At 73.7% G+C, this 23,267-nt stretch carries 18 protein-coding genes; 12 read left to right on the top strand and 6 right to left on the bottom strand.

Annotation, left to right across the window (positions count from 1 at the left end; genetic code table 11):
* Positions 1–31: 31 nt before the first annotated feature.
* The 5 genes from I3V78_RS33900 to def all read left to right on the top strand — a co-directional run bounded on the left by I3V78_RS33900 (position 32) and on the right by def (position 9,182).
* Positions 32–1,219: a metallophosphoesterase gene (locus I3V78_RS33900; protein ID WP_204494251.1), complete on the top strand. Its 1,188-nt coding sequence runs from the start codon at positions 32–34 to the stop codon at positions 1,217–1,219.
* A 180-nt stretch (positions 1,220–1,399) separates the two neighbouring features.
* Positions 1,400–1,702, top strand: a complete 303-nt coding sequence (locus tag I3V78_RS33895) for a hypothetical protein (RefSeq protein WP_204494250.1) — start codon at positions 1,400–1,402, stop codon at positions 1,700–1,702.
* 116 nt (positions 1,703–1,818) lie between these two features.
* Complete coding sequence (gene priA / locus I3V78_RS33890; protein WP_204494249.1) at positions 1,819–4,062, top strand: replication restart helicase PriA; 2,244 nt, start codon at positions 1,819–1,821, stop codon at positions 4,060–4,062.
* Positions 4,063–4,089: 27 nt separating this feature from the next.
* Positions 4,090–8,583 carry a response regulator receiver protein gene (locus I3V78_RS33885; protein ID WP_204494248.1) on the top strand — a complete coding sequence of 1,498 codons (4,494 nt, stop codon included), beginning with the start codon at positions 4,090–4,092 and terminating at the stop codon, positions 8,581–8,583.
* A gap of 77 nt (positions 8,584–8,660) precedes the next feature.
* Positions 8,661–9,182, top strand: a complete 522-nt coding sequence (def, locus tag I3V78_RS33880; RefSeq protein ID WP_204494246.1) for a peptide deformylase — start codon at positions 8,661–8,663, stop codon at positions 9,180–9,182.
* Here the strand turns inward: def and nth are convergent.
* Complete coding sequence (gene nth, locus I3V78_RS33875) at positions 9,148–9,816, bottom strand: endonuclease III (RefSeq protein ID WP_204496900.1); 669 nt, start codon at positions 9,814–9,816, stop codon at positions 9,148–9,150. The genes def and nth overlap by 35 nt on opposite strands.
* Before the next feature lie 94 nt (positions 9,817–9,910).
* On the opposite strand from nth, the gene I3V78_RS33870 reads away from it, so the two are divergent.
* Together I3V78_RS33870 and I3V78_RS33865 are read left to right on the top strand one after the other, a co-directional pair.
* Positions 9,911–10,939, top strand: a complete 1,029-nt coding sequence (locus tag I3V78_RS33870) for a threonine aldolase family protein (RefSeq protein WP_204494245.1) — start codon at positions 9,911–9,913, stop codon at positions 10,937–10,939.
* A 30-nt stretch (positions 10,940–10,969) separates the two neighbouring features.
* Positions 10,970–11,983 carry a M23 family metallopeptidase gene (locus I3V78_RS33865; protein ID WP_239576843.1) on the top strand — a complete coding sequence of 338 codons (1,014 nt, stop codon included), beginning with the start codon at positions 10,970–10,972 and terminating at the stop codon, positions 11,981–11,983.
* Positions 11,984–12,036: 53 nt separating this feature from the next.
* On the opposite strand, the gene I3V78_RS33860 is transcribed toward I3V78_RS33865, so the two are convergent.
* Positions 12,037–12,306: an HU family DNA-binding protein gene (locus tag I3V78_RS33860; protein ID WP_043430183.1), complete on the bottom strand. Its 270-nt coding sequence runs from the start codon at positions 12,304–12,306 to the stop codon at positions 12,037–12,039.
* Between the two features lie 327 nt (positions 12,307–12,633).
* Here I3V78_RS33860 and I3V78_RS33855 point away from each other — a divergent pair, with 327 nt between their 5' ends.
* Positions 12,634–14,064 (top strand): hypothetical protein, encoded by a 1,431-nt coding sequence (locus tag I3V78_RS33855; protein WP_204494243.1) that lies wholly within the window; start codon positions 12,634–12,636, stop codon positions 14,062–14,064.
* Here I3V78_RS33855 and I3V78_RS33850 read toward each other — a convergent pair.
* Complete coding sequence (locus tag I3V78_RS33850; RefSeq protein ID WP_204494242.1) at positions 14,056–15,177, bottom strand: alpha/beta fold hydrolase; 1,122 nt, start codon at positions 15,175–15,177, stop codon at positions 14,056–14,058. The two genes, I3V78_RS33855 and I3V78_RS33850, sit on opposite strands and share 9 nt — an antisense overlap.
* Positions 15,178–15,282: 105 nt before the next feature.
* On the opposite strand from I3V78_RS33850, the gene pssA reads away from it, so the two are divergent.
* The 4 genes from pssA (at position 15,283) to I3V78_RS33830 (ending at position 19,417) form a co-directional block, all read left to right on the top strand.
* Positions 15,283–16,137 (top strand): CDP-diacylglycerol--serine O-phosphatidyltransferase, encoded by an 855-nt coding sequence (gene pssA, locus I3V78_RS33845; RefSeq protein ID WP_204494241.1) that lies wholly within the window; start codon positions 15,283–15,285, stop codon positions 16,135–16,137.
* A 29-nt stretch (positions 16,138–16,166) separates the two neighbouring features.
* Complete coding sequence (locus I3V78_RS33840; RefSeq protein ID WP_204494240.1) at positions 16,167–17,432, top strand: CinA family nicotinamide mononucleotide deamidase-related protein; 1,266 nt, start codon at positions 16,167–16,169, stop codon at positions 17,430–17,432.
* A 128-nt stretch (positions 17,433–17,560) separates the two neighbouring features.
* Positions 17,561–18,850 carry a hypothetical protein gene (locus tag I3V78_RS33835; RefSeq protein WP_338023860.1) on the top strand — a complete coding sequence of 430 codons (1,290 nt, stop codon included), beginning with the start codon at positions 17,561–17,563 and terminating at the stop codon, positions 18,848–18,850.
* A 54-nt stretch (positions 18,851–18,904) separates the two neighbouring features.
* A complete protein-coding gene (locus I3V78_RS33830) occupies positions 18,905–19,417 on the top strand; it encodes a DUF1285 domain-containing protein (RefSeq protein ID WP_204494237.1) in 513 nt (170 codons plus the stop codon).
* On the opposite strand, the gene recA is transcribed toward I3V78_RS33830, so the two are convergent.
* The 3 genes from recA to I3V78_RS33815 all read right to left on the bottom strand — a co-directional run bounded on the left by recA (position 19,414) and on the right by I3V78_RS33815 (position 23,101).
* The gene (recA, locus tag I3V78_RS33825) at positions 19,414–20,457 is read right to left on the bottom strand and encodes a recombinase RecA (RefSeq protein ID WP_204494235.1); all 1,044 of its coding nucleotides are present in this window, start codon (positions 20,455–20,457) and stop codon (positions 19,414–19,416) included. The genes I3V78_RS33830 and recA overlap by 4 nt on opposite strands.
* A 174-nt stretch (positions 20,458–20,631) precedes the next feature.
* Entirely contained in the window at positions 20,632–21,447 is an 816-nt protein-coding gene (locus tag I3V78_RS33820; RefSeq protein WP_204494233.1) for a lysophospholipid acyltransferase family protein, read from the bottom strand.
* A 49-nt stretch (positions 21,448–21,496) separates the two neighbouring features.
* Positions 21,497–23,101: a YifB family Mg chelatase-like AAA ATPase gene (locus tag I3V78_RS33815; RefSeq protein ID WP_204494232.1), complete on the bottom strand. Its 1,605-nt coding sequence runs from the start codon at positions 23,099–23,101 to the stop codon at positions 21,497–21,499.
* Positions 23,102–23,267 lie beyond the last annotated feature (166 nt).

Genomic DNA, 23,267 nt, shown 5'->3' with positions numbered 1-23,267 from the left:
TTCGGGCTCCTTTCGCGTGGCGGGGTGTGCGTTGCCGTTCCGGTTCTCCTTCTTCTCCGTCCTCATCCTGGGCGGCACGGTGCTGGGCCACCTGTACCTGTACCGGCGCCTGGTGCGCGACACGGTGCACGGCCGCGCGCTCCGGTGGCTGGCCCTCGCGTTCTTCGTGCTCATGAGCGTGCCGTTGATGTTCCGGCGCTCGGTGCGCGACGTGCTGCCCGAGTCCCTCGCGGAGCCGGTGGCGCGGGTGACCTACGCGTGGATGGGCGTGGCGCTTTTTCTCGTGCTGGCGCTGCTCGTCTGGGACCTGGGCCGGGCCCTGTGGACGCGGGGCCAGAAATGGCGCCAGCGCTCCCGCGCGCCCGAGCCGCCGGCGGTGGACGAGGCGCGGCGGCGCTTCCTGGCGCGCACGGTGGCCGGGGGCGCGGGGGTCACCGGCGGGACGACGGCCGCCTACGGCAGCTGGCGCGCGTTCTCCGCCCCCGAGGTGACCGAGCGGGTGGTGCGCATCCCCAAGCTGCCCCGCGCCCTGGAGGGCCTGAGCATCGTGCAGCTCACGGACGTGCACGTGGGCGCGTTCATCCAGCGCCACTTCATGGACGAGCTGGTGCGCCGCGCCAACGCGCTCAAGCCGGACCTCGTCGCCATCACCGGAGATCTGGTGGACGGGGACGTGCCCACGCTCGGCGGCCACGTGGCGGCGCTGGCGAACCTCCGCTCGCGCTTCGGCAGCTACTTCGTCACCGGCAACCACGACTACTCCTCGGGCGCGGACGCGTGGTGCGCGTACCTGGAGTCGCTCGGCATCCCGTCCCTGCGCAACCGCCACGTGCGCATCGGCGACGCGGGCGGCTCGCTGGACCTGGTGGGCGTGGACGACTGGAGCGGCGGCCGGCGCTTGGGCGTCAGGGGGTATGACCTGGAGCGGGCGCTCGCGGACCGCGACCCCGAGCGCGCCTGCGTGCTGCTCGCGCACCAGCCCGCCCACTTCCGTGTCGCGGCCGAGCGGGGCGTGGACCTGCAGATTTCCGGTCATACCCACGGCGGCCAGCTCGTCCCCATGACGTTCCTCATCGGCCTGGAGTGGGAGTTCTCCGCCGGGCTCTACCGGCACGGGGACTCGCACATCTACGTGAGCCGGGGCTGCGGTTTCTGGGGGCCGCCCATGCGCGTGGGCAGCCCGCCGGAGCTCGTCAAGCTCGTGCTGACCTCGGGGTGACTCTTGGAGTGGGGCGGGGGGCCGCGCCGTCCACCGCCCGACATTCCATAACCCCCGGAAATCCTTGAGCGGAGTGGACGCCCCCGCGCGCCCGGCGCGGTGCCGTCCTCCGCGGGACGAGGGCCCCGGCATGTCAGACCCAGCGGGTAGTTTCGTCCGTGTCGCGGCCAGGAGGGTCTCATGCGAACGAAGCTGTGTGTGTTGGGGGCGGTGTTGGGCTCGGCGTCGATCCTGCCAGCGGTGTGCGTGCCCCCGGAGGTGACGCGGGGGCTGGACGTGTCGCGGCTGCGCGAGCGGGCGTCCCCGCGGGGGGAGTGGCCCACCGAGACGCCGGCGGCCGTGCCCGCGGGTCCGGCCCTGGACGGTCCCCGGCACCCGTGCGAGCTCATCACCGTGATGCAGGTGCCGTGTGATCCGGCGCTCGCCACGTGCGAGTACACCTACTGGGAGTGCCCGCCGGACATGCTGCCCTTGAGGGCCTGACGGACTCGGGGCCGCGCCGTCCGCACGCGGGGTGAGGGCGCCCGCGTGAACGGGGCGCTCGGTTGGCTGGAAACTACCGGTGTCAGGAGCCGCCGCTAGAGTGGCCGCTCGCCGCCGTGAATGCCTCCGCCCTCGCCTCCGTCGCCGTCGGCCGTCCCGTCCGGGGCGAGTTCACCTATGTCGTCCCCGAGGCGCTGACCGGGCGGCTCTCGCCGGGCCAGCGCATCCTCGTGCCCTTTGGCCGCAGCATGACGCTGGGCTTCTTCCTCGGGCCGGCGGTGCCTCCCGCCGAGGGCGCGAGCGTCAAGCTCAAGCCCATCCTCAAGGTGCTCGAGGACTCGCCGTCCCTGCCGCCGGACCTCATCGCGCTGCTGCGCTTCGCCGCCGAGCACTACCGCTACCCGCTCGGGGAGGTCATCCGGGGCGCGCTGCCGCCGGGCCTGTCCACCGCCCAGGACGAGAAGGAGGCCCGGCCCGACATCCAGGAGTTCGCCGTGGCGCTCGTCACCGAGACGCCCGACCTGCTGCGCCGCGCCCCGGCCCAGTCCGCCGCCCTGGCGTACCTCCTCGCGGTGGGGGGCCGGGCGCCGCTGGAGGAGGTGGCGCACGCCATTCCCGGAGCGCGCGAGACGCTCAAGAAGCTGGCCGCGCGGGGCCTCGTGCGGCTGGACCAGGTGGTGCTCGCGCCCGGGGTGCGCGAGGGCCTGGGGCAGAACCGGCCCGAGCGGCTCACCCCCGAGCAGGCCGCGGCGGTGGACGTGCTGCATGGGGCGGTGGACACGCCGGGCTTCCAGCCCTTCCTCCTGCACGGCGTCACCGGCAGCGGCAAGACGGAGGTGTACCTGCGGGCCGTGGAGCGCGCGCTCGAGCGGGGCCGGGGCAGCCTGGTGCTGGTGCCGGAGATCGCGCTCACCCCGCAGCTCGTGGGGCGCTTTCGCAGCCGCTTCGGCGGGGACGTGGCCGTGCTGCACTCGGCGCTCAAGGATCGCGAGCGGCTCTTTCACTGGCAGGCCCTGCGCAAGGGCACGGTGCGCATCGCGGTGGGCGTGCGCTCGGCGGTGTTCGCCCCGGTGGCGGACCTGGGCCTCATCGTCGTGGACGAGGAGCACGATCCGTCCTTCAAGCAGGAGGACAAGCTGCGCTACCAGGCGCGCGACCTGGCCGTGGTGCGCGGCAAGCAGGCCGGGGCGGTGGTGGTGCTCGGCTCGGCCACGCCGTCGCTGGAGACGCTGGAGAACACGCGCAAGGGCCGCTACCGCAAGCTGGAGCTCACGCGGCGCGTGGATGACCGGCCCATGCCCACCTTGCAGTGCGTGGACCTGCGCCAGGAGCGCCCGAAGGATCCGCTGGTGATGCAGGAGGCGCCCATCCTGTCCGCGCCCCTCTTGGACGCCATGGCGGAGACGATCGGCCGGGGCCAGCAGGTCATCCTCTTCCTCAACCGGCGCGGCCACAGCACCTTCCTCCTGTGCGAGGTGTGCGGCGCGTCGGTGAAGTGCGGCGACTGCGACGTGTGCCTCACCTACCACCGCTCGCAGAACCGCGCGGTGTGCCACTACTGCGGCGAGGCCCACCCGGTGCCCGAGCACTGCCGCGAGTGCACCGGGCCCCTGCTCAAGATGGGCGTGGGCACCGAGCGCGTGGAGGCGGAGGTGGCCGAGCGCGTGCCCCAGGCCCGCGTGGCGCGCCTGGACCGGGACTCGGCCACGAGCGCCGAGCGGCTCACGGAGCTGCTCGCCTCCTTCGCGCGCCGGGAGATCGACGTGCTGGTGGGCACGCAGATGGTGGCCAAGGGGCATGACTTCCCCGGCGTGACGCTCGTGTGCGTGGTGATGGCGGACACGTCGCTCGCGATCCCGGACTTCCGCGCCGCCGAGCGGACGTTCCACCTGCTCACCCAGGTGGCCGGCCGCGCCGGGCGGGGCAAGGATCCCGGGCGCGTGCTCGTGCAGACGTACAACCCGGACGCCGAGCCCGTGCGGCGCATGCTGGTGCACGACTTCGACGGCTTCGCCGAGGGGGAGCTCGCGCGGCGCCGCGCCCTGTCCTGGCCGCCCTACACGCGCATGGCCTCGGTGCGCCTGGAGGGCGAGAGCCCCGAGCAGACCGCCAGCGTGGCGCGCTTCCTCGGCGACTACCTGGGCCGTCACATGCCGCCCTCGTCCTGGGGGGTTCGCCTGCTCGGGCCCGCCGTGGCCCCCATCGCCCGCATCCGCGGCAAGACGCGCTGGCAGATGTTGCTCAAGGGCCCCACGCACGCGGCGCTCGCCCCACTGCTCGCCCGCCTGGAAGCGAAACTGGTCGACATTCCCTCCGCCGTGCGCGTCACGATCGACGTGGATCCCGCGGCCATGCTGTAGACTGCGCGCCCCCCTCCTGTGGCTGCCATGGCTGAATCCGTCCTCCTCGTCCACGACGACATCGCCATCATCGCCTCCGTGCGGCGACTGCTCGCGCGCGAGGGCTATGAGGTCATCCTCGCCACCTCCGTGGCGGATGCGCTCATCGGCTTCGGGCACCACCTGCCCGTGCTCATCGTCCTGGCGCCCGGCGTGGAGAGCGGACGCGGCCACCTGGTGCTGGAGGAGCTGGGGCTGCATCCGGACATGCGACTGGCGCGGGTGCTGCTGCTCGGCGACGGCATCGAGGGCAGCGCCGCCCCGGTGTCCCCCCTGCCCCTGGACGGGGCGGGCTTCATGAACCAGGTGACGTCGCTCATCGCCGCGCCGCCGGGGCCCGAGTCCTGGTTCGTGGTGAAGGACGAGGTGGAGGCGCCCGTCTCGCCCACGCCCCTGCTCGCGAGCCCGCCGGGACTGCAACCCCGGGGCGCCGCCCCCTCGCGCAACCTCGGCCTCGAGCAGGCGCTCTTCAACGAGCCGGTGTCCCCGTTCGCGCTCGACGCCGAGCCCCCCGCGCCCGCCTCGACGTCCGACGCGCTGCCGCCCCTGCCCGACGCCTTCCTGCCGGAGCGCGAGCGGGCGCTGTCGCCCCTGGCCGCCGCCCTCGCCGAGGCCGAGGCGGACGCGGAGGCCGAGTCCCTCTTCGGCCAGACGGAGCAGGCGGTGGCGGGCTCGGGCCGCATCGCCCCCGAGCCCCTGTCCGACGCCGAGGCCGCCGGGCCCGCGGGCGGGGCGCGCTCCCGCGCGTCCGCCCATGGTGCCATCCCCACCATCACCGCCGTGAGTCGGGTGGAGATGGGGCCCGTGGAGAGCCCCCAGCCCGTCGCCGAGCCCGTCAAGCCGCTGCCCTCGCTGCCCCCGGTGAAGGCCGTGGACATCGAGGCGGAGGCGCGCGCGGAGGCCGAGCGCCTGGCGCAGTGGGAGATCGACGCGGCGGCCGAGCCCGCCGAGTCCATGGCGCCCCCGCGCAGGGCCGGCCCCCAGCTCGGGGACGAGGGCTTCTTCGACGTGGAGCTGACGCCCGCGCGGCCCACGCCGTCCCTGTCCCTCCTGGAGGCCGCCGCGGCCGCGGCCACCGCTCCGGGCGCCCTGGAGGGCGATGGCTCGGAGCTGGAGCCCGTCCCCGACGACGCGCCTCTGCCCTCGGAGGCCGAGGCCCCGCGCGCGGAGGACGTGGGCGCCACCTGGTTCGATGACGAGGTGTCCTCTCCGGGCACGCCCGCCCTGGGCACGCCCGCGCTCCCGCCGCGCGATGTCGATCCCACGCCGGAAGGGGAGCTGTCTCCCCGGACGGACAAGTTCCCGCTGCGCGACACCCCGGAGGCGCCGGCGCCGGCGGTGGAGGCGCTCGACGCGGAGGACGCGCTCGCGCTCATGGAGGTGCGCCTCATGCGCGCCGAGCGGCGGCTCGCGCAGCTGCAGTCCGAGCGGGACGAGGCGCGCGAGGCCCTCGCGGCGGGCACGGAGCGGCTGCGCGCCGAGCTGCGCACGCGCGAGGAGGCCCACGAGGCCCACGCCGTGTCGCTCCGGACCGAGTGGGACCGGGCCCAGCGCGAGGTGGAGGGTCTGCGCGAGCGACTCTCCGCGGTGGCCGAGGAGCAGGCACGCGCGCGCGGCGAGGAGGAGGCGCGGAGCCGCGCGCTCCAGGAGCAGGTGGAGCGCGAGACGCGGGCGAGGAGCGAGGCGGAAGCGCGGGCGCGGAGCGAGGCGGACGCGCGCGCCCAGGCCGAGCGCCGCGCGACGGACGTGGATGCGCGGGCGCGCTCCACCGCGGACGCGCGGGTGCAACTGGAGATGAAGGCGCGCGCGGACGCGGAGGCCCGCGCGCAGGCGGCGGACAAGGCGCGCGCCGGGGCCGAGGCCCAGGCCGAGACGGAGGCGCGGGCCCGGGCCCGCCTGGAGCTGAGCGCGGAGGCGGCGGAGAAGGCCCGGCAGCGCTCGGAGACGCGCCTGGGCAAGGCCGAGCAGGAGCGCGGCGAGGCGCATGCGCGGGCCGAGTCCCTGGCGAAGGCCCGGGGCGAGGCGCAGGCGCGCGCGGAGGCGGAGGCCCTCTTGCGCGCCGAGCTGGAGGAGCGCGTCGAGCGCATGCAGCGCGAGCACGCCGGGCTGGAGAACCAGCTGGAGCGGCTGCGCGAGGTGTCCGAGGAGCGCGTCGCGCGGCTGATCCAGACGCACACCGAGCGGGACGCGGAGGCGGAGGGCGCGCACCGGTCCCTGGAGGCCGAGGTCGATCGGTTGCGCCAGACGCATGCCGAGGTGGACGGCACGCGCCGGGCCCTGGAGGCCGAGCTCGAGCACCTGCGCCAGACGCACGCCGAGCGGGAGGCGGAGGCGGAGGGCACGCGCCAGGCCCTGGAGGCCGAGGTCGAGCGGCTGCGTCAGGCCCACGCGGAGCGGGAGGCGGAGGCGGAGGGCACGCGCCAGGCCCTGGAGGCCGAGGTCGAGCGGCTGCGTCAGGCCCACGCCGAGCGGGAGGCCGAGGTCGAGCGGCTGCGCCAGACGCACGCGGAGCGGGAGGTGGAAGCGGAAGGCACGCGCCAGGCCCTGGAGGCCGAGGTCGAGCGGCTGCGCCAGGCCCAGGCGGAGCGGGAAGCCGAGGTCGAGCGGCTGCGCCAGGCCTCGGTGGCCGAGGCCGGTGAGCACGCGCACGCGCGGGCCGCGCACGAGGCCCATGCCGAGCAGGCCCGTCAGGCGCTGGCGGCCGAGGTCGAGCGCCTCCAGCGCGCGCACGCGGAGCTCCAGTACCAGGCGGAGGAGCTGGAGCGAGCGCGGGTGGATGCCGAGACGCGGGCGATGAACGCCGAGCGGCTGCGGGTGGAACAGGAGGCGCGCAACGAGCGCCTGACCCAGGCCCGCGCCGCGCTCCAGGAGCGCGCCGACGAGGCGGACAAGCGACTGGCCAAGGCCGAGCGGCTGCGGGGAGAGCTGGAGGGGCAGGTCGAGAACGCGGTGAAGGCGCTGGGCGCGGTGGAGGCGCAAGCCGAGGAGCTGGAGCGGGCGCGGGTGGACGCGGAGACGCGGGCGGTGAACACCGAGCGGCTGCGGCTGGAGGCGGAGGCCCGGATCGAGCGCGTGGAGAAGGAGCGCGCCGCGGCGAGGTCCCGTGCCGCCGAGGAGAAGCACGCCCGGGTCGAGGTGGAGACGCGGCTCGGTCGACTCGAGGAGTCGCTGACGGAGCGCGGCGGGCTCCTGGACGCGGCCCGCGCGGAGGCCGAGCAGCTCGCGCGCGCCCTGACCGAGGAGCGCGAGGCACGGGTCCGGCTGGAGTCGCTGCGGGCCGAGGCCGAGCGCGCCCACCAGGAGGCCGAGGCGCGGGTGCTGCGCGAGGCGGAGGCGACGGTGGCCCGGGTGCGCGCGGAGACCGAGGCGGCCATCACCCGCGCCGAGGCCGAGACGGCGGACCTGGCGGCCCGCGCCCGTGCCGCGCTCATCACCTTCCAGGCCCCCGAGGGCCCCGCGGTGGACATCCCCCGCGGGGGCAGCGTGAATGGCGAGGGGCTGGCGCGGCTCGTCATCCGGCTGCGCGAGGCGCGGATCCAGGTCCGCTTCGAGCTCAAGGGCGCCCGGGCCCTGCGGGTGTTGTGGCTGCGGGACGGCGCGCTCGTGGGCGCCATGTCCTCGGCGCCGGAGGAGTCGCTGGTCGATCGCGCGCGGGCCGATGGGCTCATCGACGCGCGCCAGGCGAACGAGTTGCGGCTCGTGCGGGGCACCTCCAACACCGCGCTCCTCGAGGCCATGCGGGGCCGGGGCTACGTGCGCGAGACCGAGGTCATCCCGCTCGTGCAGCGCTACACCGAGCAGGTGGCCCTGGACGCGCTTGCCGAGGACGCGTCGCTCTACCGGCTCGTGGAGGAGGCGCCGCCGCACGAGGTGGCCCTCGCCGCGTCCACCCGGCCCCTGTTGCACCTGCTGACCGAGGCGCTGCGCGATCGGGTCTCGGCCGAGGCCTTCCTGTCGCTCGCCGGGGGACTGCGCGCGGGCGTCTTCCGCCTGGGCGCCGAGCCCGAGCCCGACACCTTCGGCCTGTCCTCGCGCGAGTCGCGGCTGCTGGCCGAGGTGGATGGCGAGCAGACGATCGAGCAGCTCGTGCTGGGCGCGGGGCTGCCCCAGGACACCGCCCTGCGGGCGCTCGGGCTCGGGCAGGCGTTGGGCCTGCTCCAGGTGCGGCCCGCCGAGGCCGCCGAGCCCGATGACGACACGCCGGGCGAACTGGACGTGCGCCGCCTGGAGTCCAAGTTCGAGGAGATCCAGGACGCGGACTACTTCTCCGTGCTGGGCCTGGCGCGCACCGCCGGAGGCGAGGACGTCAAGCGCGCCCACGCGCTGCTGTCCGCCGAGTTCCACCCCCTGCGCTTCGCCGGGCACCCGGACCCCGTGCTCCAGCACCGCGCCCAGCAGATCGCCACCTCGCTGAGCGAGGCGGCCCGGGCGCTCGCGGATGATCGCCTGCGTGAGGAGTATGCGCGCAGCCTGCGCGACTGAGGCCCGGAGGACGGCGCGGTGGACCTGTCCCGGGAGGCGGTTGCCCGTCCGCCCGGGTCGGGGTTAAGAGGGACGGCATGGTTCGCGAAATCCTCATCTGGCCCCATCCCACCCTCAAGCAGAAGGCCCGGCCGGTGGCCCGCGTGGACGACGCCACCCGGGCGCTCGTGCGCGACATGTTCGAGACGATGTACGCCGCCGAGGGCGTGGGCCTCGCGGCGCCGCAGGTGGGCGTGCTGCAGCGGGTGATCGTCCTGGACTGCCGCTCGCGCCAGCCGGAGATCCAGCCGCTGGCGATGATCAACCCGGAGATCATCTCCCTGGAGGGCAAGGTGGTCTTCAACGAGGGCTGCCTGTCCATTCCCGGCGAGGGCGAGGACGTGGAGCGCGCGGCGAAGGTGGCGGTGCGCTACCTGGATGCCGAGGGGCAGGAGCAGACGCTCGTGTGTGACGACCTCCTGGCGATCGCCGTGCAGCACGAGGTGGATCACCTCGACGGCATCGTCTACGTGGACCACGTGTCGTCGCTCAAGCGCGAGCTCATCCGCAAGCGGATGAAGCGCGTCAAGACGTCTCGCGAGTCGCGTCCGACGGCTTGAGCTTCACGCCCTTCTTCGGGCACAGCTCCGCCACGGTGCAGCGCTCGCACGCGGGCGAGCGCGCGAAGCACGTGCGCCGCCCATGCCACACGAGCAGTTGATGCCCCTTCATCCACCGGGGCGAGGGCAAGAGGCGGCACAGGTCCTCCTCCACCTTGTCCGGCGCCGTGTGCCGGGTGAAGCCCAGCCGGAAGGCCAGGCGTTTGACGTGGGTGTCCACGGGGAAGGCCTCGTCGCCGCCCAGGTGCATGCACACCACGCCCGCGGTCTTGTTGCCCACGCCCGGCAGTGTCGCCAGCGCGGCGCGCGCGTGGGGCACCTCGCCGCCATGCTCGGCCAGCAGGGCGCGCGCCGCCGCCACGATGTTCTTCGCCTTGGCGCGGTACAGGCCACAAGACTGGATGAAGGGCTCCACCTCCTCCACGCTCGCGCGGGCGTAGGCGGCCGCGTCCGGGAAGCGCGCGAAGAGGGCGGGGGTGACGAGGTTCACCCGCTTGTCCGTGCACTGGGCGGACAGGATGACGGCCACCAGCAACTCCAGCGGCGTGCGATAATCCAACTCGATGCGCACGTCCGGCATGGAGCGCTCCAGCCGCTCCACCACCTCCACCGCCCGCTGCCGCTTCGACTCCATCGTTTCACGTGCCACGGGAGGCGCTGTACGCCAGCGCGACCTGGGCAGTAAAGCAGTTTCCACGACCTCCCAGGACACCCTGTCCGAGGACTCCATGAAGACCATCGATCTGCGCTCCGACACCGTGACCAAGCCCACCCCGGCCATGCGCCGCGCCATCGCGGAGGCGGACGTGGGCGACGACATCTACGGCGAGGACCCCACGGCCCGTCGGCTCGAGGAGCGTGTCGCCGAGCTGCTGGGCCTGGAAGCGGCGCTCTTCGTGCCCACGGGCACGCAGGCCAACCAGATCGCCATGGGGCTGCACTGCCGCCTGGGTGACGAGGTGCTGGCCGAGGGGGGCAGCCACATCATCCACTACGAGAGCGGCGCCCTGGCGGGCTTGTGGGGCGTGCAGCCCGCGCCCCTGGAGGGGGAGCGGGGCGTGTTTTCCCCCGAGCAGGTGACGGCGGCGGTGCGCACGGACTTCATCGGGCCGCGCTCGCGGCTGGTGTCCCTGGAGAACACCCACAACCGGGGCGGCGGCAAGGTGTGGCCCCTGGAGCGCTTCCGCGCGGTGGTGGAGGCGGGGCGCGCGGCGGGCCTCGCGGTGCACCTGGACGGCGCGCGGCTCTTCAACGCCGCGGTGGCCGCGGGAGTGCCCGCGTCCGCCTGGGCCTCGCTCACGGACACCACGGCGGTGTGCTTCTCCAAGGGCCTGGGCGCGCCGGCGGGCTCGGCCATCGTGGGCTCGCGCGCGCTCATCGCCGAGGCCCGGCGGCTGCGCAAGCGGCTGGGCGGGGCCATGCGCCAGGTGGGCGTGCTCGCCGCCGGCGCGCTGTACGCCCTGGAGCACCACGTGGAGCGGCTCGCCGAGGACCATGCCCTGGCGCGGCGGCTCGCGGCGGGCCTCGCCGAAGTGCCCGGCGTGACGGTGGACCCGCGGCAGGTGGAGACGAACATGGTCGTCGCCGAGTTCGCCGCCCCGCAGGCCGAGTCGGTCGCTCGGCTGGCGGCCCAGGGAGTGCTCGTGGGCGCCACGGGCTCCAGCCCGCGCGCGGTGCGCCTGGTCACCCACCTGGACGTCTCGGCGGCGGACATCGACGAGGTGCTGCGGCGCGTGCGCCAGGGGCTGGCTGGCTGATTCCCGGGGCCCTGGTAGACTCCCGAGTCCTTGCGCCGTCTCGTTCCCCTCCTGTGGCTCGCCCTGTCGTCGGCCTGTGTCGTTCCGGCCGCGCGGCAGAAGATGAGCTTCGACGAGTTGTACTCGGACCCCGCGCCCTATCCCACGGGTGACGAGGCGCCGTCGGCCTCCGTGCGCTCCGCGCCCCCATCCCGGCTCACCGCCGAGGGAGACGGGCTCGACTCCCCCGAGCTGCGCCAGGCCCTGGAGCACTTCGTCACCCTGGCGCGCGCGACCCGCCAGGACGTGGTCCAGGGCAGCCCCATGCCCGACGCCCAGGTGGTCAACTGGCGGGAGATCAACACGTGGCTGGACGTCTTCCTGCGCGCGCCCGTGCCCAGGACGTCCTCGCTGGACGTGGTGCGCACCCGCACGACCCTGGAGTCCGAGCTGGAGCTGGACGCGCGCCTCTACGGGGACATCCCCGCGGACCTGGCCGACGCGGTGCTCGCGCGCATGGACGCGCTCGCCACGCGCATGGCGGAGCTGCGGCGGCTGCAGGCGCGGGCCGCCCGCCGCTCGACGTCGCTCCAGTCGAACCGCTTCGCCTGGCCCGTGGATCCCGTCGTCGTCACCAGCGTCTTCGGCAGCCGCCTGCACCCCATCCTCGGCACCGAGCGCGACCATCAGGGCCTGGACCTGGCGGCCAAGGCGGGCCAGCTCGTGACGGCCTCGTCCCCGGGCGTCGTCCTGCGCGCCGGGCCGGCCGGGGGCCACGGCAACCAGGTCATCCTCCAGCACGACGGGGACATCACCACCCGCTACAGCCACCTGTCGCGGGTGCTGGTGGTGGTCGGGGACGTGGTGGAGCAGGGGGACGTGGTGGGCGCGGCTGGCCGCACGGGCCTGGCCACCGGCGTCCACCTGCACTTCGAGCTGTGGAAGGACGGCGTGCCGGTGGATCCGCTCGACGAGCTGGGCCCCACCGACTCGGGCGAGGAGCCCGCGTTCGTCCAGCGCGTGGCGCCCGTGGGCCCCTACATGACACAGGGGCGCCGTCCCTAGCGGACGACGCCCCCGGTGGACGGCCCCTCGCGCGGCGCGAGCGCCTGGGCCCTCTACAGCGAGTTCTTCAGCTCCTTGGCGGGGCGGAAGCCCACGGTCTTGCTCGCCTTGAGCTTCATCATCTCGTTGGTCTGGGGGTTGCGGATCTTCCGCGCCTTGCGCGAGCGGACCGACCAGGTGCCGAAGCCGGGGTAGCTGAAGCGCTGGTCCTTCTTCACCGCCTTGCCGATGTTGGCGAAGACGATGTCGAGAATCTCCGCCGCCGACTTCTTCGTCAGCCGCGACTGCGCCGCCACCACCTCCACGAGCTCTGCCTTGGTCATCCGCTACTCCTCCACGCCACGTTGAACTGCGAAAGCCAGAGGTTGGTAGCAAATCGCTCTTTTGCCTGTCAACGCTGACAGGGGTTGCGGGCCCGGTAGATCGGCCCCGTGCGCGGGATGTGAGGAATTTGACGGGGGGCCTGTCTCCTCTAGAAAACCCCGAGGACATACGTGGCGTGTGTGCCGTTGCACGGCTTTCAAGCAGACAGTCCGGAGGGGTGGATGTGATCGATTGGCGACGGTTTTCTTTGTCATTTCGATCCCTTGCGCGGCCGGTCTGATCCGGACGGGACTTGGGACCGGGGCTGGCCGTAGGCTGGGGGACCCATGAACCGTGCGCTCCTGCTGATCGCCTGCCTGCTGCCGCTGGCCTGCTCCTCCCGGAAGGACGCCTCCCCGCCCGATCGCCCCGGCCCGGGGCCCGAGGTGTGGGTGGACGGCACACGGGGTGAGGCCGGAGAGGGCTCCCGGACGCGGCCCTGGCGCTCGCTGGCCGAGGCCCTGGCGCGGGCCGACGGGCCGCGGCCCCCGCGCATCCATCTGGCGCCGGGCGCCTACCCGGGTCCCTTCGTGCTGCCGGCCGGGGCGGAGGTGGTGGGCGAGGGCGCGGTGCTCGTGGGGGGCGGCGAGGGGCCGGTGGTGCGGGCCGCCGGAGGCGCGCTCCTGCGGGGCCTGACGCTCCAGGGCGGCGCGTGGGGCCTGGAGGCCGCGGGCGGGATGCGCCTGGAGGCGGTGCGCTTTCAGGGGCAGCGCGAGGGCGGCGTGTCGATGGGGGCGGGGGACCTGACGGTGGAGGGGAGCCGCTTCGAGGCGGGCGGTCCGGGGACGGTGGGCCTGCGCATCGACGGGGCGCGCGCGCGGGTGCGGGACACCGTCTTCACGGGGGCCTTCCGGCGCGCCCTGGAGGCACGTGACGCCGAGGTGGACGGGGAGGCGCTGCGCGTGGAGGGCGCGGCCACGGGGCTCCACCAGTCCCGGGGGCGGGTGGTCCTGCGACAGGTGACGGTGACGCCCGGCCCGGAGGTGGGGCTCTTCGTGGATCACGGCACGCTGCGGCTCGAGGACGTCACCGTCACCGGACACGAGTATGGCGTCCAGGCCCTCCAGGGCACCCTGGAGACGCGGGGCCTCACCTCGCTGGGCGCGGTGCGCGCGGGCGTGTCGCTCGTGGGCGCGCGGGGCGAGCTGGTGGACACGCGGGTGCGCGGCAGCGGCAACTTCGGCGCCGTGTCCCTGGTGGGCTCGGACACGGTGCTGCGCGGCCTCCGGGTCGAGGACGCGGAGGCCTATGGCCTCACCGCCACGCGCGGCACCGTGCGGCTGTCGCGCGCCCTGTTCACCGGGCTGACCTCGCGCGAGGGCGACTCCGGAGACGGGCTGCACCTGCGCGACGTGGACGTGGAGGCCCGGGGGCTCGTGGTGCGGGGCGCGGCGGGCGTGGGCGTGCTGGCGGCCCAGGGCGCGCGGGTGGTGCTGCGCGACGCCTCGCTGGAGGCGTGCCACGAAGCGGGCGTGTGGAGCGAGACCCTCGCGCGCGTCTCCGCCGAGCGGCTCCGCGTCCAGGACGCCCAGGGCCCCGCGCTCGTGGTGTTGGAGAACGGCGTCTTGCACGCGGACGGGCTCGTGGCGGAGCGCAACGCCGGAGGCCTCGCCGCGGCGGCCGACTGCACGGGGGGCACCCGGGTCACCTTCCACCGCGTGGTCGGCGAGGGCCTCGTGGGGCCCGCCGTGCCCTGCGTGGGCGAGGCCTCACGCTGAGGTCGGCGCCTCGGCCGGCTCTGTCCACGGCGTGGCATGGGACGCGAGCCAGGTGCGCACCTCCTGGTGCACCTCCTGCGCGACGCCCGTGCCGAAGAGCAGGTCCCCATGCCCGTAGTCCATCTTGTCCCCCCGCTCGCAGCCGAAGATGTACAGGTGCTTGTCCGGCGAGCCCACCAGCTCGAACTGCGCGCGCAGGTTCTTGGGGGGCGCGAGCCTGTCCTGACTGCCGCCCATCACCAGCACGGGCAGGGTGAGCCCCGACAGCCCCGCGCGCCAGTCCACGCTCCCGTCGAACGAGCGGAACGCGTCATGGTCGATCCAATCGCGGAACTGCCGCAGCACGTTGCGGCTCATGGACGCCATCATGTTCGCGTAGACCTTGCGCTGGATGGCCGGGGGGATGTGCTTGGGGTTGATGATGACGTCGGACAGGGGCAGGGTGACGTAGCCGAGGAAGGGCGCCAGGGTGCGGCTGAGCCACTCGTTGCGCAGGCCCCGTGGCCACGAGGCCCGGTTGCCCGCGTGGATGAGCTGGCGGATGAGCCGATCCGGCGGGAAGAACACCGGCGCGCCCAGCGCGAGCAGGCCCGCGAGCTTGTCCGCGTGCGCGCCCTGGGCCACCGCGTAGCCCACCAGCCCACCGAGCGAGTGGCCCACCCAGAAGGCCCGCCGGGCACCCGTGCGGGCGAGCGCCAGGTCGATGAGCGCCGGCCCGTCCTGGGCGACGATGTCGTCCACGGTGACGTCCGGCCAGCGTCGGCCCCGGGGCGGGGGCCGCGAGCCGCCGATGCCCCGCCACTCGACGATGAAGCAGTCGAAGCCCGCCTCCGCGAGCGCGTGCGAGAGCGAATAGGGGGGCTCGAAATCGAAGGTGTAGCGGTTGGCGGCGAGCCCATGGCACAGCAGCACGGGCTCCTCGTAGCGCCGCTGGGCCGCGCGCCGGAAGTACACCGTCAGCTCCCAGCCGTCCTGACACCGCGCCCGGAGCAACTCGGGAGGCGGGGTGCGCAGGCGGTACCACCAGCGCACGGCCGCGATCCACAGGAGGTTGAGCGCCCCCAGGACGAGCACCGCGCCGAGCACCCACGGAGTCCAACGCACCGCGTCCATCATCCCTCCGGCCTGAATGGGGCAAATAAAACCCTGATATGATCCGTTCTCGTTCGGCTTTCACCCGAACGGCCACTGGCCGACACAGGAGGCGGGATACACCTGATGAGACCGCGCAAACTGTTGTTTGTTCTCCCCAATCTCTTCACGGTGACGTCCATCCTGTGTGGCTTCTATGCCATGACCCTGTGCGCGGGGGCGGAGGTGGGCCCCGCCCAGCTGCACCAGGCCTCGCTGGCCATCCTCTTCGCCATGTTCTTCGATGGCTGTGATGGCCGGGTGGCGCGCCTCACGCGCACCCAGAGCGACTTCGGCATGCAGCTCGACAGCCTGGCGGACGTGGTGTCGTTCGGCGCCGCGCCCGCCCTGCTCATCTACAAGTGGGCATTCGAGCCCATGGGCTTCCTGGGCCTGTTCCTCGCCTTCGCCTTCGCCGCGTGCGGCGCGCTGCGGCTGGCGCGCTTCAACGTCATCGCCATGCGCAGCCCGAGCGGCGGCGGCGGCAACTTCTTCGTGGGTCTGCCCATCCCGCTGGCCGCCAGCGTGCTCGTGTCGATGATCATCGCCCACCACGCCGCGACGGGGGGCGAGGTGTTGTCCGACGCGGCCCGGGGCCCCGTGGCCGTGGCGTCGGTCGTGCTCTCGCTCCTCATGGTGTCCACGGTGCGCTACCGCACCTTCAAGGACCTGCGCCTGTCGCCGCGCGCCGTGCTCGTGCTGGGCGCGATGCTGACCGGCGGCGTGCTCATCGGCTCGCGCTTCCACCCGGCCTACGTGCTCGTGGCCTATTCGTTCGCCTACCTCGCCTACGGCCTCGTGGAGTCGGCCCTGGTGATGCGCCACCGGCTCGCCACGCGCAAGGCGGGCGCCGCGCCGCCGGCCCTGACGCTCCTGGAGGAGACGGACGAGGACGAGGGCGACCTCGACGAGCGTCCGGCGGACGAGCAGGGCGTGGCGTAATCGCGCCGGGCGGCTAGGATGCGCCGCCCATGCGCGTCGAGCTGCTGTGCACCGGGGACGAGCTCGTCACCGGTCTGACCCCCGACACCAACAGCCCCTTCCTGGAGGCCCGGCTCTTCGAGCTGGGCATCAAGGTGGATCGGGTGGTGCTGGTGGGGGATGTACGAGAAGACATCACCCGGGGGCTGGAGGAGGCCGCGGCCCGCGCGGACGTGGTCATCGTCTCCGGGGGCCTGGGCCCCACGGCGGATGACTTCACGGCGGAATGCGCCGCGGCGGCCGCGCGGGTGCCCCTGGTGGAGGACGCGGCGACCCGGGAAGCCCTGGCCGAGCGGGCCCGGAAGCGTGGCCGCGAGCTGACGCCCAACGTGGCCCGCATGGCGCTCGTGCCCCGGGGCGCCGAGGTGGTGCCCAACCCGGTGGGCGCGGCGCCCCTGTTCATCGTCCGGCTCGGAGACTGTCAGCTCTTCTTCCTGCCCGGCGTGCCGCGCGAGTACCGGGCCCTGGTGGACGGCGAGGTGTTGCCGCGGGTGCGCGCGGAGCTGGAGCGGCGGCCGGGACGTGTCTGGCGGGCCTTCCGCCTGCTGCGCACGGTGGGCCTGCCCGAGTCCGTGCTCGACGCGCGCGTGGCCCCGCTGGCCGTGGCGCACCCCCGGGTGGTGTTCGGCTTTCGCACGCACGCACCGGAGAATCAGCTCAAGCTCATGGCCGAGGCGCCCTCCCAGGCCGAGGCGGACGCCGCCCTGGCCGCCGCCGAGGCCGCCGCGCGCGCGGAGCTGGGCCCGGCCGTCTATGGCGCGGACCAGGACACCTACGCGGCCGTCCTGGCGCGGCGGCTCACGGACGCCGGGGCCACGCTGGCCCTCGCGGAGAGCTGCACCGGGGGCCTCATCGCCTCCCAGCTCGCCGCCATTCCCGGCGCGAGCGCCTTCCTGGTGGGCTCCGCGGTCGTCTACGCCGAGCGCATGAAGACGGCCTGGGCGCACGTGTCGCCGGAGCTGCTGGCGCGCCATGGCGCCGTGTCGCGGCCGGTGGCGGTGGCCATGGCCGAGGGCATCCGCGCCGCCTGCGCGACGACCTACGGCCTGTCCGTGACGGGGGTGGCGGGCCCCACCGGGGGCACGCCCGAGGAGCCCGTGGGCTCCGTCTACTGCGCGCTCGCCGTGGAGGGCGGCCCCACGCGCGCGGAGCGCTTCTCGCTGTCCGGGGATCGCGAGCTCATCCGCCTCTTCGCCGCCTCCCACGCGCTCGAGCTCTTGCGCGAGCACCTGCTGTCGTCCGCCTCCCGCCCATGAGCCGCCCTTCCGCTCCGTCGTCATCGTCCGAGACCTCTCCGGGCTCCCCCTCTCCGAGCCACACCCCGGTGCCCCCCGTGGCCGCTCCCGGCGAGCGCAAGGGAGGCGGGGTGGGGGTCGCGGCGCGGATGTGGCTCGCGGCGTACCGCGTGGAGGTGGTGCTCTTCCTGGTGAGCTTCGCGGTGCTGGCCAGCTTCAGCTCGCAGCGCTTCCTGCGCCAGAGCGCGGCCCCGCACTTCGTGTACCAGGCCCGGGGCTGGCTGGAGGGCCGGCTGGACGTGGACCCCGAGGTGCTGCCCAACCTGGAGGACTGGGCCTGCGTGCGCGAGGTGGCGGGCACGAAGACGCGCTGCGAGGGCCGCACGCGGCCGGGGGACCGCTGGTACGTGAGCTTCCCGTCCTTCCCCGCGGTGGTGATGGCGCCCTTCGTGGCGCTGCACGGCTACCAGTTCAACGACACCTCCTTTGGCGTCATCGTCGGCGCGCTGGCGGTGGCGCTCTTCTACTCGCTCTTGCGCTTTCTCTCCCAGCAGGGGGAGAGCGCGCGTGAGCGCCCGGAGAACGTGGCCCTGGCCCTGGTGCTCGCCTTTGGCACGCTCTTCTTCTACGCGGCCATCCGGGGCGAGGTGTGGTTCAGCGCCGAGGTCATGGGCGTGGCCTTCACGTGCCTCTACGTGCGCCACGCGGTGCGCGCGCACCGGCCCCTGCTCGCCGGCGTCTTCTTCTCCATGGCCACGCTCACGCGCACGCCGCTCTTGTTCGCCGGCCTGTTCTTCGTGCTGGAGGCCGTGTGCCCCGGTCCGGATCGGCTCGCGCAACTCCGGGCGCTGGGGGCGAACTGGAGGCCCGTGGCGCGCAAGCTGGGCCTGTTCGCCCTGGGGGCCGCGCCCCTCGGCCTGTTGGCGGCGGCCTACAACGTCTATCGCTTCGGCCGCCCGGGCGAGTTCGGCCACGCGTTCCTCTACAACAACCGCGTCAACGCGGACATCGATCGCCTGGGCCTGTTCAACCTCGCCTACCTCGGGCGCAACCTGGAGGCGGCCTTCCTCAAGCTGCCCGGCATGTCGTGGCACCCTCCGCGCCTGACGTACGACCCGCACGGCCTGACGCTGCTGCTCACGCTGCCGCTGCTCGTCCTGCTGCTGGTGCCGAGGACACGCCCGCGCCTGCACTGGCCGTTGTGGCTCACGGTGGCCGTGACGGCGCTGCCCGGCCTCTTCTACCAGAACACGGGTTACATGCAGTTCGGCTTCCGCTTCAGCCTCGACTACACGCCCTATCTCCTGCTGCTCTTCGCCCTGGGGGGCTGGTCCCTGCGTCATCGGGCGGTCCTCTCCCTGCTCGTGCTGGGCGTGCTGGTGAACTTCTGGGGCGCGGTGGCCTTCCGGGGCTACACCGAGCTTGTTCGGAACTGGTAGGGCCCGCGCCCGTTCGGGCTTGACCGGTCGCGCCGGGACGCGCACATCTGCCGTGTGAGCACACCGCCCGCACCGCCCTCGTCTCCTCCTCCTCCTGGCACGCGCTGGCACACGCGCGAGGACAGCGGCATCCGCCTGGATGCGCGGTTGCGCTGGTGGCACGACGACGCCCCCATCGAGCACCCGCGCATCATCGAGCTCTTCAACAGCTCCCTGGTGCTCGACGAGACGGGGCGCTACCAACTGCGCATTGGCGCGGACTGGTGCTACGTGACGGTGGAGGGCGCCGCCTACGAGGTGCGCACCGTGGATGTCTCCGAGGCGCGCGTCTCGGTGCGCTTGAGCGATCGCAGCGCCGAGGCCCTGGAGCCCTCGTCCCTGGACGTGGACGCCGAGGGCGTCTTGACGTGCCAGGTGAAGGGCGGACGGGCCCGGGCGCGCTTCTCGCGCGACGCCCAGTACCAGCTCGGCGAACTGTTGGAGCAGCAGGCCGGGGGCCGCCTCGCCCTGCGCGCCGGGGAGCGCTTGCTGCCCCTGCCCGCGTCGCTGGTCCTCCCGGAGGCCTAGGCCTGGGCCGTGGGCGGCTCCGCCTCCGGCTCGGCGGCGGGCCGCGTGGGGAGCGCCGTGGCCACGAGCTCCCGGGCCACCGCCTCCAAGGCCTCCGGGTGCTCCCGCAGCCACTCGGCGGCCCGCTCGCGCCCCTGACCGATGCGCTCACCCCGCAGGCTGAAGTGGCTGCCCGCCTTGTCCACCAGTCCCGCCTGCACGCCCAGGTCCAGCACCTCCCCGGCGCGGTGGATGCCCACGCCGTAGAGCAGGTCGAACTCCGCCTCCTGGAAGGGCGGGGCCACCTTGTTCTTCACCACCTTCACCCGGGCCTTGGTGCCCACCACGCTCTCGCCGTCCTTGAGGTTGCCCGTGCGGCGGATCTCCAGGCGCACCGAGGAGTAGAACTTCAGCGCGTTGCCACCCGTGGTCGTCTCGGGGTTGCCGAACACCACGCCAATCTTCATGCGGATCTGGTTGATGAAGATGATGCAGCACCCCGTGCGGCTCACCGCCCCGGTCAGCTTGCGCAGCGCCTGACTCATGAGCCGCGCCTGCACGCCCATGTGCGCATCCCCCATCTCCCCCTCGATCTCCGCGCGCGGCACCAGCGCCGCCACCGAGTCCACCACGATGAGGTCCACGGCACCCGAGCGCACGAGCTGCTCGGTGATCTCCAGCGCCTGCTCCCCCGTGTCGGGCTGGGAGATGAGCAAGTCCTCCACGCGCACGCCCAGCTTGCGCGCGTAGTGCACGTCCAGGGCGTGCTCCGCGTCGATGAAGGCCGCCACGCCGCCCTGGGCCTGCACCTGGGCGATGGCATGCAGCGTGAGCGTCGTCTTGCCCGAGGACTCGTTGCCGAACAGCTCCACCACCCGGCCCCGCGGATAGCCGCCCACGCCCAGCGCCCGATCCAACCCCACCGAGCCCGAGGGAATCACCGCCACCCGCTGCTCGCGCGCCTCGCCCCCCAGGGGCATCACCGCCCCCTTGCCGAACTGCTTCTCGATCGCCGCCACCGCCGCCGCCACCGCCTTGAGCTTCTCCGTCAGCTTGTTCATCCGTCGCTCCTCGCCGCCCGTCCCCGGGGAGGCCCCGCGCGGGGACCGGCAGGGTCCAGGCGGGGGCCGAGGGATGGCGAGAGCAACCGCCGTGCCGTCCGAGGTTTCCTGGGAAGAAGCGACCTCGGGCGTCTCCTCTCGCGCGAGGCGTCCCGTGCGCGGGAGGGCGGGGCCTCAGGACGGGGAGGAGCCGTTGGCGGCGCGCTCGCGTCGCGTGGCCCGCCGCGCCTCGCGCGTCTCCTGGGGCGCGCCGCCCGCGCCTCCGATGTCGCGGTGCAGTCGCACGAGCGCCTCGCGCACCTCGTGCAGCAAGGCCTCCCGCTCGGCCCCGGTCCGGCCCGTGGTGGGGATGGGGGGACCCACCTTCACGCGGATGGGGTGGCGGCGGGGCAGGGGCAGGGGGCCCTCGGTGGGCAGGGACTGGCGCGAGCCCTCGATGGCCACGGGGACGATGGGCACGCCCGCCTCCAGCGCCAGCGCGAAGCCTCCGGTCTTGAAGGGCAGCAGCACCCCGTCGCGCGAGCGCGTCCCCTCGGGGAACACGAGGATGCTGGCGCCCGCGCGGATGCGCTCTCCGGCCTTCGCCAGGCTCTTGACGGCCTCGCGCCGGTGGGTGCGGTTGATGAAGATCATCCCCGTGCCCGCCATGTACCAGCCGAGGAAGGGCACCCACTTGAGCACGTGCTTGGCGATGAAGCGCAGGTTGACCGGCAGCACCGCGAACGCCACGGGGATGTCCAGGGTGGACTGGTGGTTCATCATGAAGATGTGGGGCTGGCGCCAGTCGATGTCGGGCAGCGGCTCCACGTGCAGGGGCGAGCCCGTGATGCGCCAGTGCATGGGCGCCCAGAAGCGCCGGGCCATCACCAGGGGGAGCGCTCCGTTGAGCGTGACGAGCGCCGCCAGCCCGGAGAGGGTGATCCAGAACGCCAACCACCCGCAGAGAAAGAGCATCCGGAGCAGCGCGACGACGAAGGACAAGGGCTTCATCGCCCCCCTTCTTAACGCGTCCTGGCGCCTCGTGGGGGGACGGCGCGCCTCACGGGTCTCCGGGCTCCCGGAAGGCGGGCAGCGCGCGCGGAGGGCCTCCCTGGGTGTTGACATGGAGCCAGCCCCGGCGATCCATCTGTCGGCAATCGATGGCCAGCGCCATGTCGATGTCCTCGATGCGCGCGTGTCCTTCCAGGTCCGCCCGGGTCAGCGCCAGCTTGAGGATGCGGTCGTGGGCGCGCGCGGACAGGCCGAACCGTCGCACGGCGCGCTCCAGCATCTGCTCGGCACGGGGCGTGGACTGACAGTGGCGGTGCAGCAGCCGGGTGGGCATCTGGGCGTTGCAGTACACGCCGGGCTCGTCCTGGAAGCGGCGCCGCTGACGCTCGCGCGCGGCCTCCACGCGCTCGCGGTAGTGGGCACTGGAGGGCTCCGAGGTGCCCCCGCGTCCCATGTGGTGGAACTCCACGGGCCGCGTCTGCAGGGTGATGTCGATCCGGTCGAGCAGGGGGCCACTCACCCGGGAGTGGTAGTCGTGGACGCGGTTCTCCGTGCAGGTGCACGTGCGTCCCGGGACGTTGAAGTAGCCACACGGGCAGGGGTTCATCGCCGCCACGAGCATCACCCGGCACGGATAGGTCACGTGCTGGCTGGCGCGGGCCAGATGGATGGCCCCCTCCTCCATGGGCTGGCGCAGCACCTCCAGCACGTTGCGGCGGAACTCGGGCAGCTCGTCCAGGAAGAGCACGCCATGGTGCGCGAGCGACAACTCTCCGGGACGCGTGGCGGGGCCTCCGCCCACGAGGCCCGCGTCGGAGATGGTGTGGTGGGGGGCGCGAAAGGGCCGCTCGCGCATGAGGGACTGGGTGTCGCCGAGCAGTCCCAGCACCGAGTAGATCTTCGTCACCTCCAGGGCCTCGTCGAAGGTCATCGTGGGGAGGATGCCGGGCAGCCGCCGGGCCAGCATGGTCTTGCCCGAGCCCGGAGGCCCGCAGAGCAGCACGTTGTGACCCCCGGCCGCGGCCAGCTCCAGCGCCGTCTTCAGGTCCGCCTGGCCCCGCACGTCGCACAGGTCCAACGGGGCGGGGTGGGCCGAGGCCCGGCCGCGTCCGGGGGGCTCGCGGAGGAAGGCGCTCAGGGGCTTGTCGCCGCTCAGGTGCCCCACCGCGTCGCGCAGGTGCCGCACCGCCAGCACCTCGAGCCCTTCCACCAGGGCGGCCTCGGCCGCGTTCGCCTCGGGCACCATCACCCCGTGGTAGCCGCCGTCGCGCGCCGCCACCGCGAGCGGCAGGACACCCTTGATGGGCTTGACCCCACCGTCCAGGGACAACTCCCCGCCGAAGAGGAAGCGCCCCAGGGGCTCCTCGGCCAGCAGCTTCGCCGCCGCGAGCACGCCCAGGGCGATGGGCAGCTCGAAGGCGGCGCCCTCCTTGCGGATGTCCGCGGGCGCCAGATTCACGGTGATGCGCTTGGAGGGCAGCTCGAAGCCGCAGTTCTTGAGCGCCGAGACGACCCGGACCTTCGATTCACGCACCGCGCCCTCGGGCAGCCCCACCACGTTGAAGTAGGGCAGCCCCAGGGCCATATCCACCTCGCACTCCACCACCACCGCGTCGATCCCCATCAACGCGCCCGACCGAACCCGCGCCAGCATGTCCCGCCCTCCTGGGCTCGCCAGAGGAGCAAGGCGCGTACCGTCCCGGGGCCCGGAGGCAGACACCGGCGGAGGTGTCTTCGGCGGCGGATGCCGCGTCCCGGGGCGCCGCATGACTGAAACGTGGGAGCGGACGTCGTGTCAGGAGTTCAGCTAATCTCAATCC

This window comes from Archangium primigenium (genome assembly GCF_016904885.1).
GTDB lineage: Bacteria > Myxococcota > Myxococcia > Myxococcales > Myxococcaceae > Cystobacter > Cystobacter primigenius.
The sequence above is the reverse complement of the archived record's forward strand: the minus strand, read 5'-3'. Positions and strand labels throughout refer to the sequence as shown.

Bases quoted from the DNA above. Each gene is read 5' to 3' on its own strand.
- I3V78_RS33855 (WP_204494243.1), top strand. From the start codon at position 12,634: ATGAACCGTGCGCTCCTGCTGATCGCCTGCCTGCTGCCGCTGGCCTGC.
- I3V78_RS33820 (WP_204494233.1), bottom strand. From the start codon at position 21,447: ATGAAGCCCTTGTCCTTCGTCGTCGCGCTGCTCCGGATGCTCTTTCTC.
- I3V78_RS33860 (WP_043430183.1), bottom strand. From the start codon at position 12,306: ATGACCAAGGCAGAGCTCGTGGAGGTGGTGGCGGCGCAGTCGCGGCTG.
- I3V78_RS33895 (WP_204494250.1), top strand. From the start codon at position 1,400: ATGCGAACGAAGCTGTGTGTGTTGGGGGCGGTGTTGGGCTCGGCGTCG.
- recA (WP_204494235.1), bottom strand. From the start codon at position 20,457: ATGAACAAGCTGACGGAGAAGCTCAAGGCGGTGGCGGCGGCGGTGGCG.
- I3V78_RS33815 (WP_204494232.1), bottom strand. From the start codon at position 23,101: ATGCTGGCGCGGGTTCGGTCGGGCGCGTTGATGGGGATCGACGCGGTG.
- I3V78_RS33840 (WP_204494240.1), top strand. From the start codon at position 16,167: ATGCGCGTCGAGCTGCTGTGCACCGGGGACGAGCTCGTCACCGGTCTG.
- I3V78_RS33885 (WP_204494248.1), top strand. From the start codon at position 4,090: ATGGCTGAATCCGTCCTCCTCGTCCACGACGACATCGCCATCATCGCC.
- def (WP_204494246.1), top strand. From the start codon at position 8,661: ATGGTTCGCGAAATCCTCATCTGGCCCCATCCCACCCTCAAGCAGAAG.
- I3V78_RS33850 (WP_204494242.1), bottom strand. From the start codon at position 15,177: ATGGACGCGGTGCGTTGGACTCCGTGGGTGCTCGGCGCGGTGCTCGTC.
- I3V78_RS33870 (WP_204494245.1), top strand. From the start codon at position 9,911: ATGAAGACCATCGATCTGCGCTCCGACACCGTGACCAAGCCCACCCCG.
- nth (WP_204496900.1), bottom strand. From the start codon at position 9,816: ATGGAGTCGAAGCGGCAGCGGGCGGTGGAGGTGGTGGAGCGGCTGGAG.
- pssA (WP_204494241.1), top strand. From the start codon at position 15,283: ATGAGACCGCGCAAACTGTTGTTTGTTCTCCCCAATCTCTTCACGGTG.
- I3V78_RS33835 (WP_338023860.1), top strand. From the start codon at position 17,561: ATGTGGCTCGCGGCGTACCGCGTGGAGGTGGTGCTCTTCCTGGTGAGC.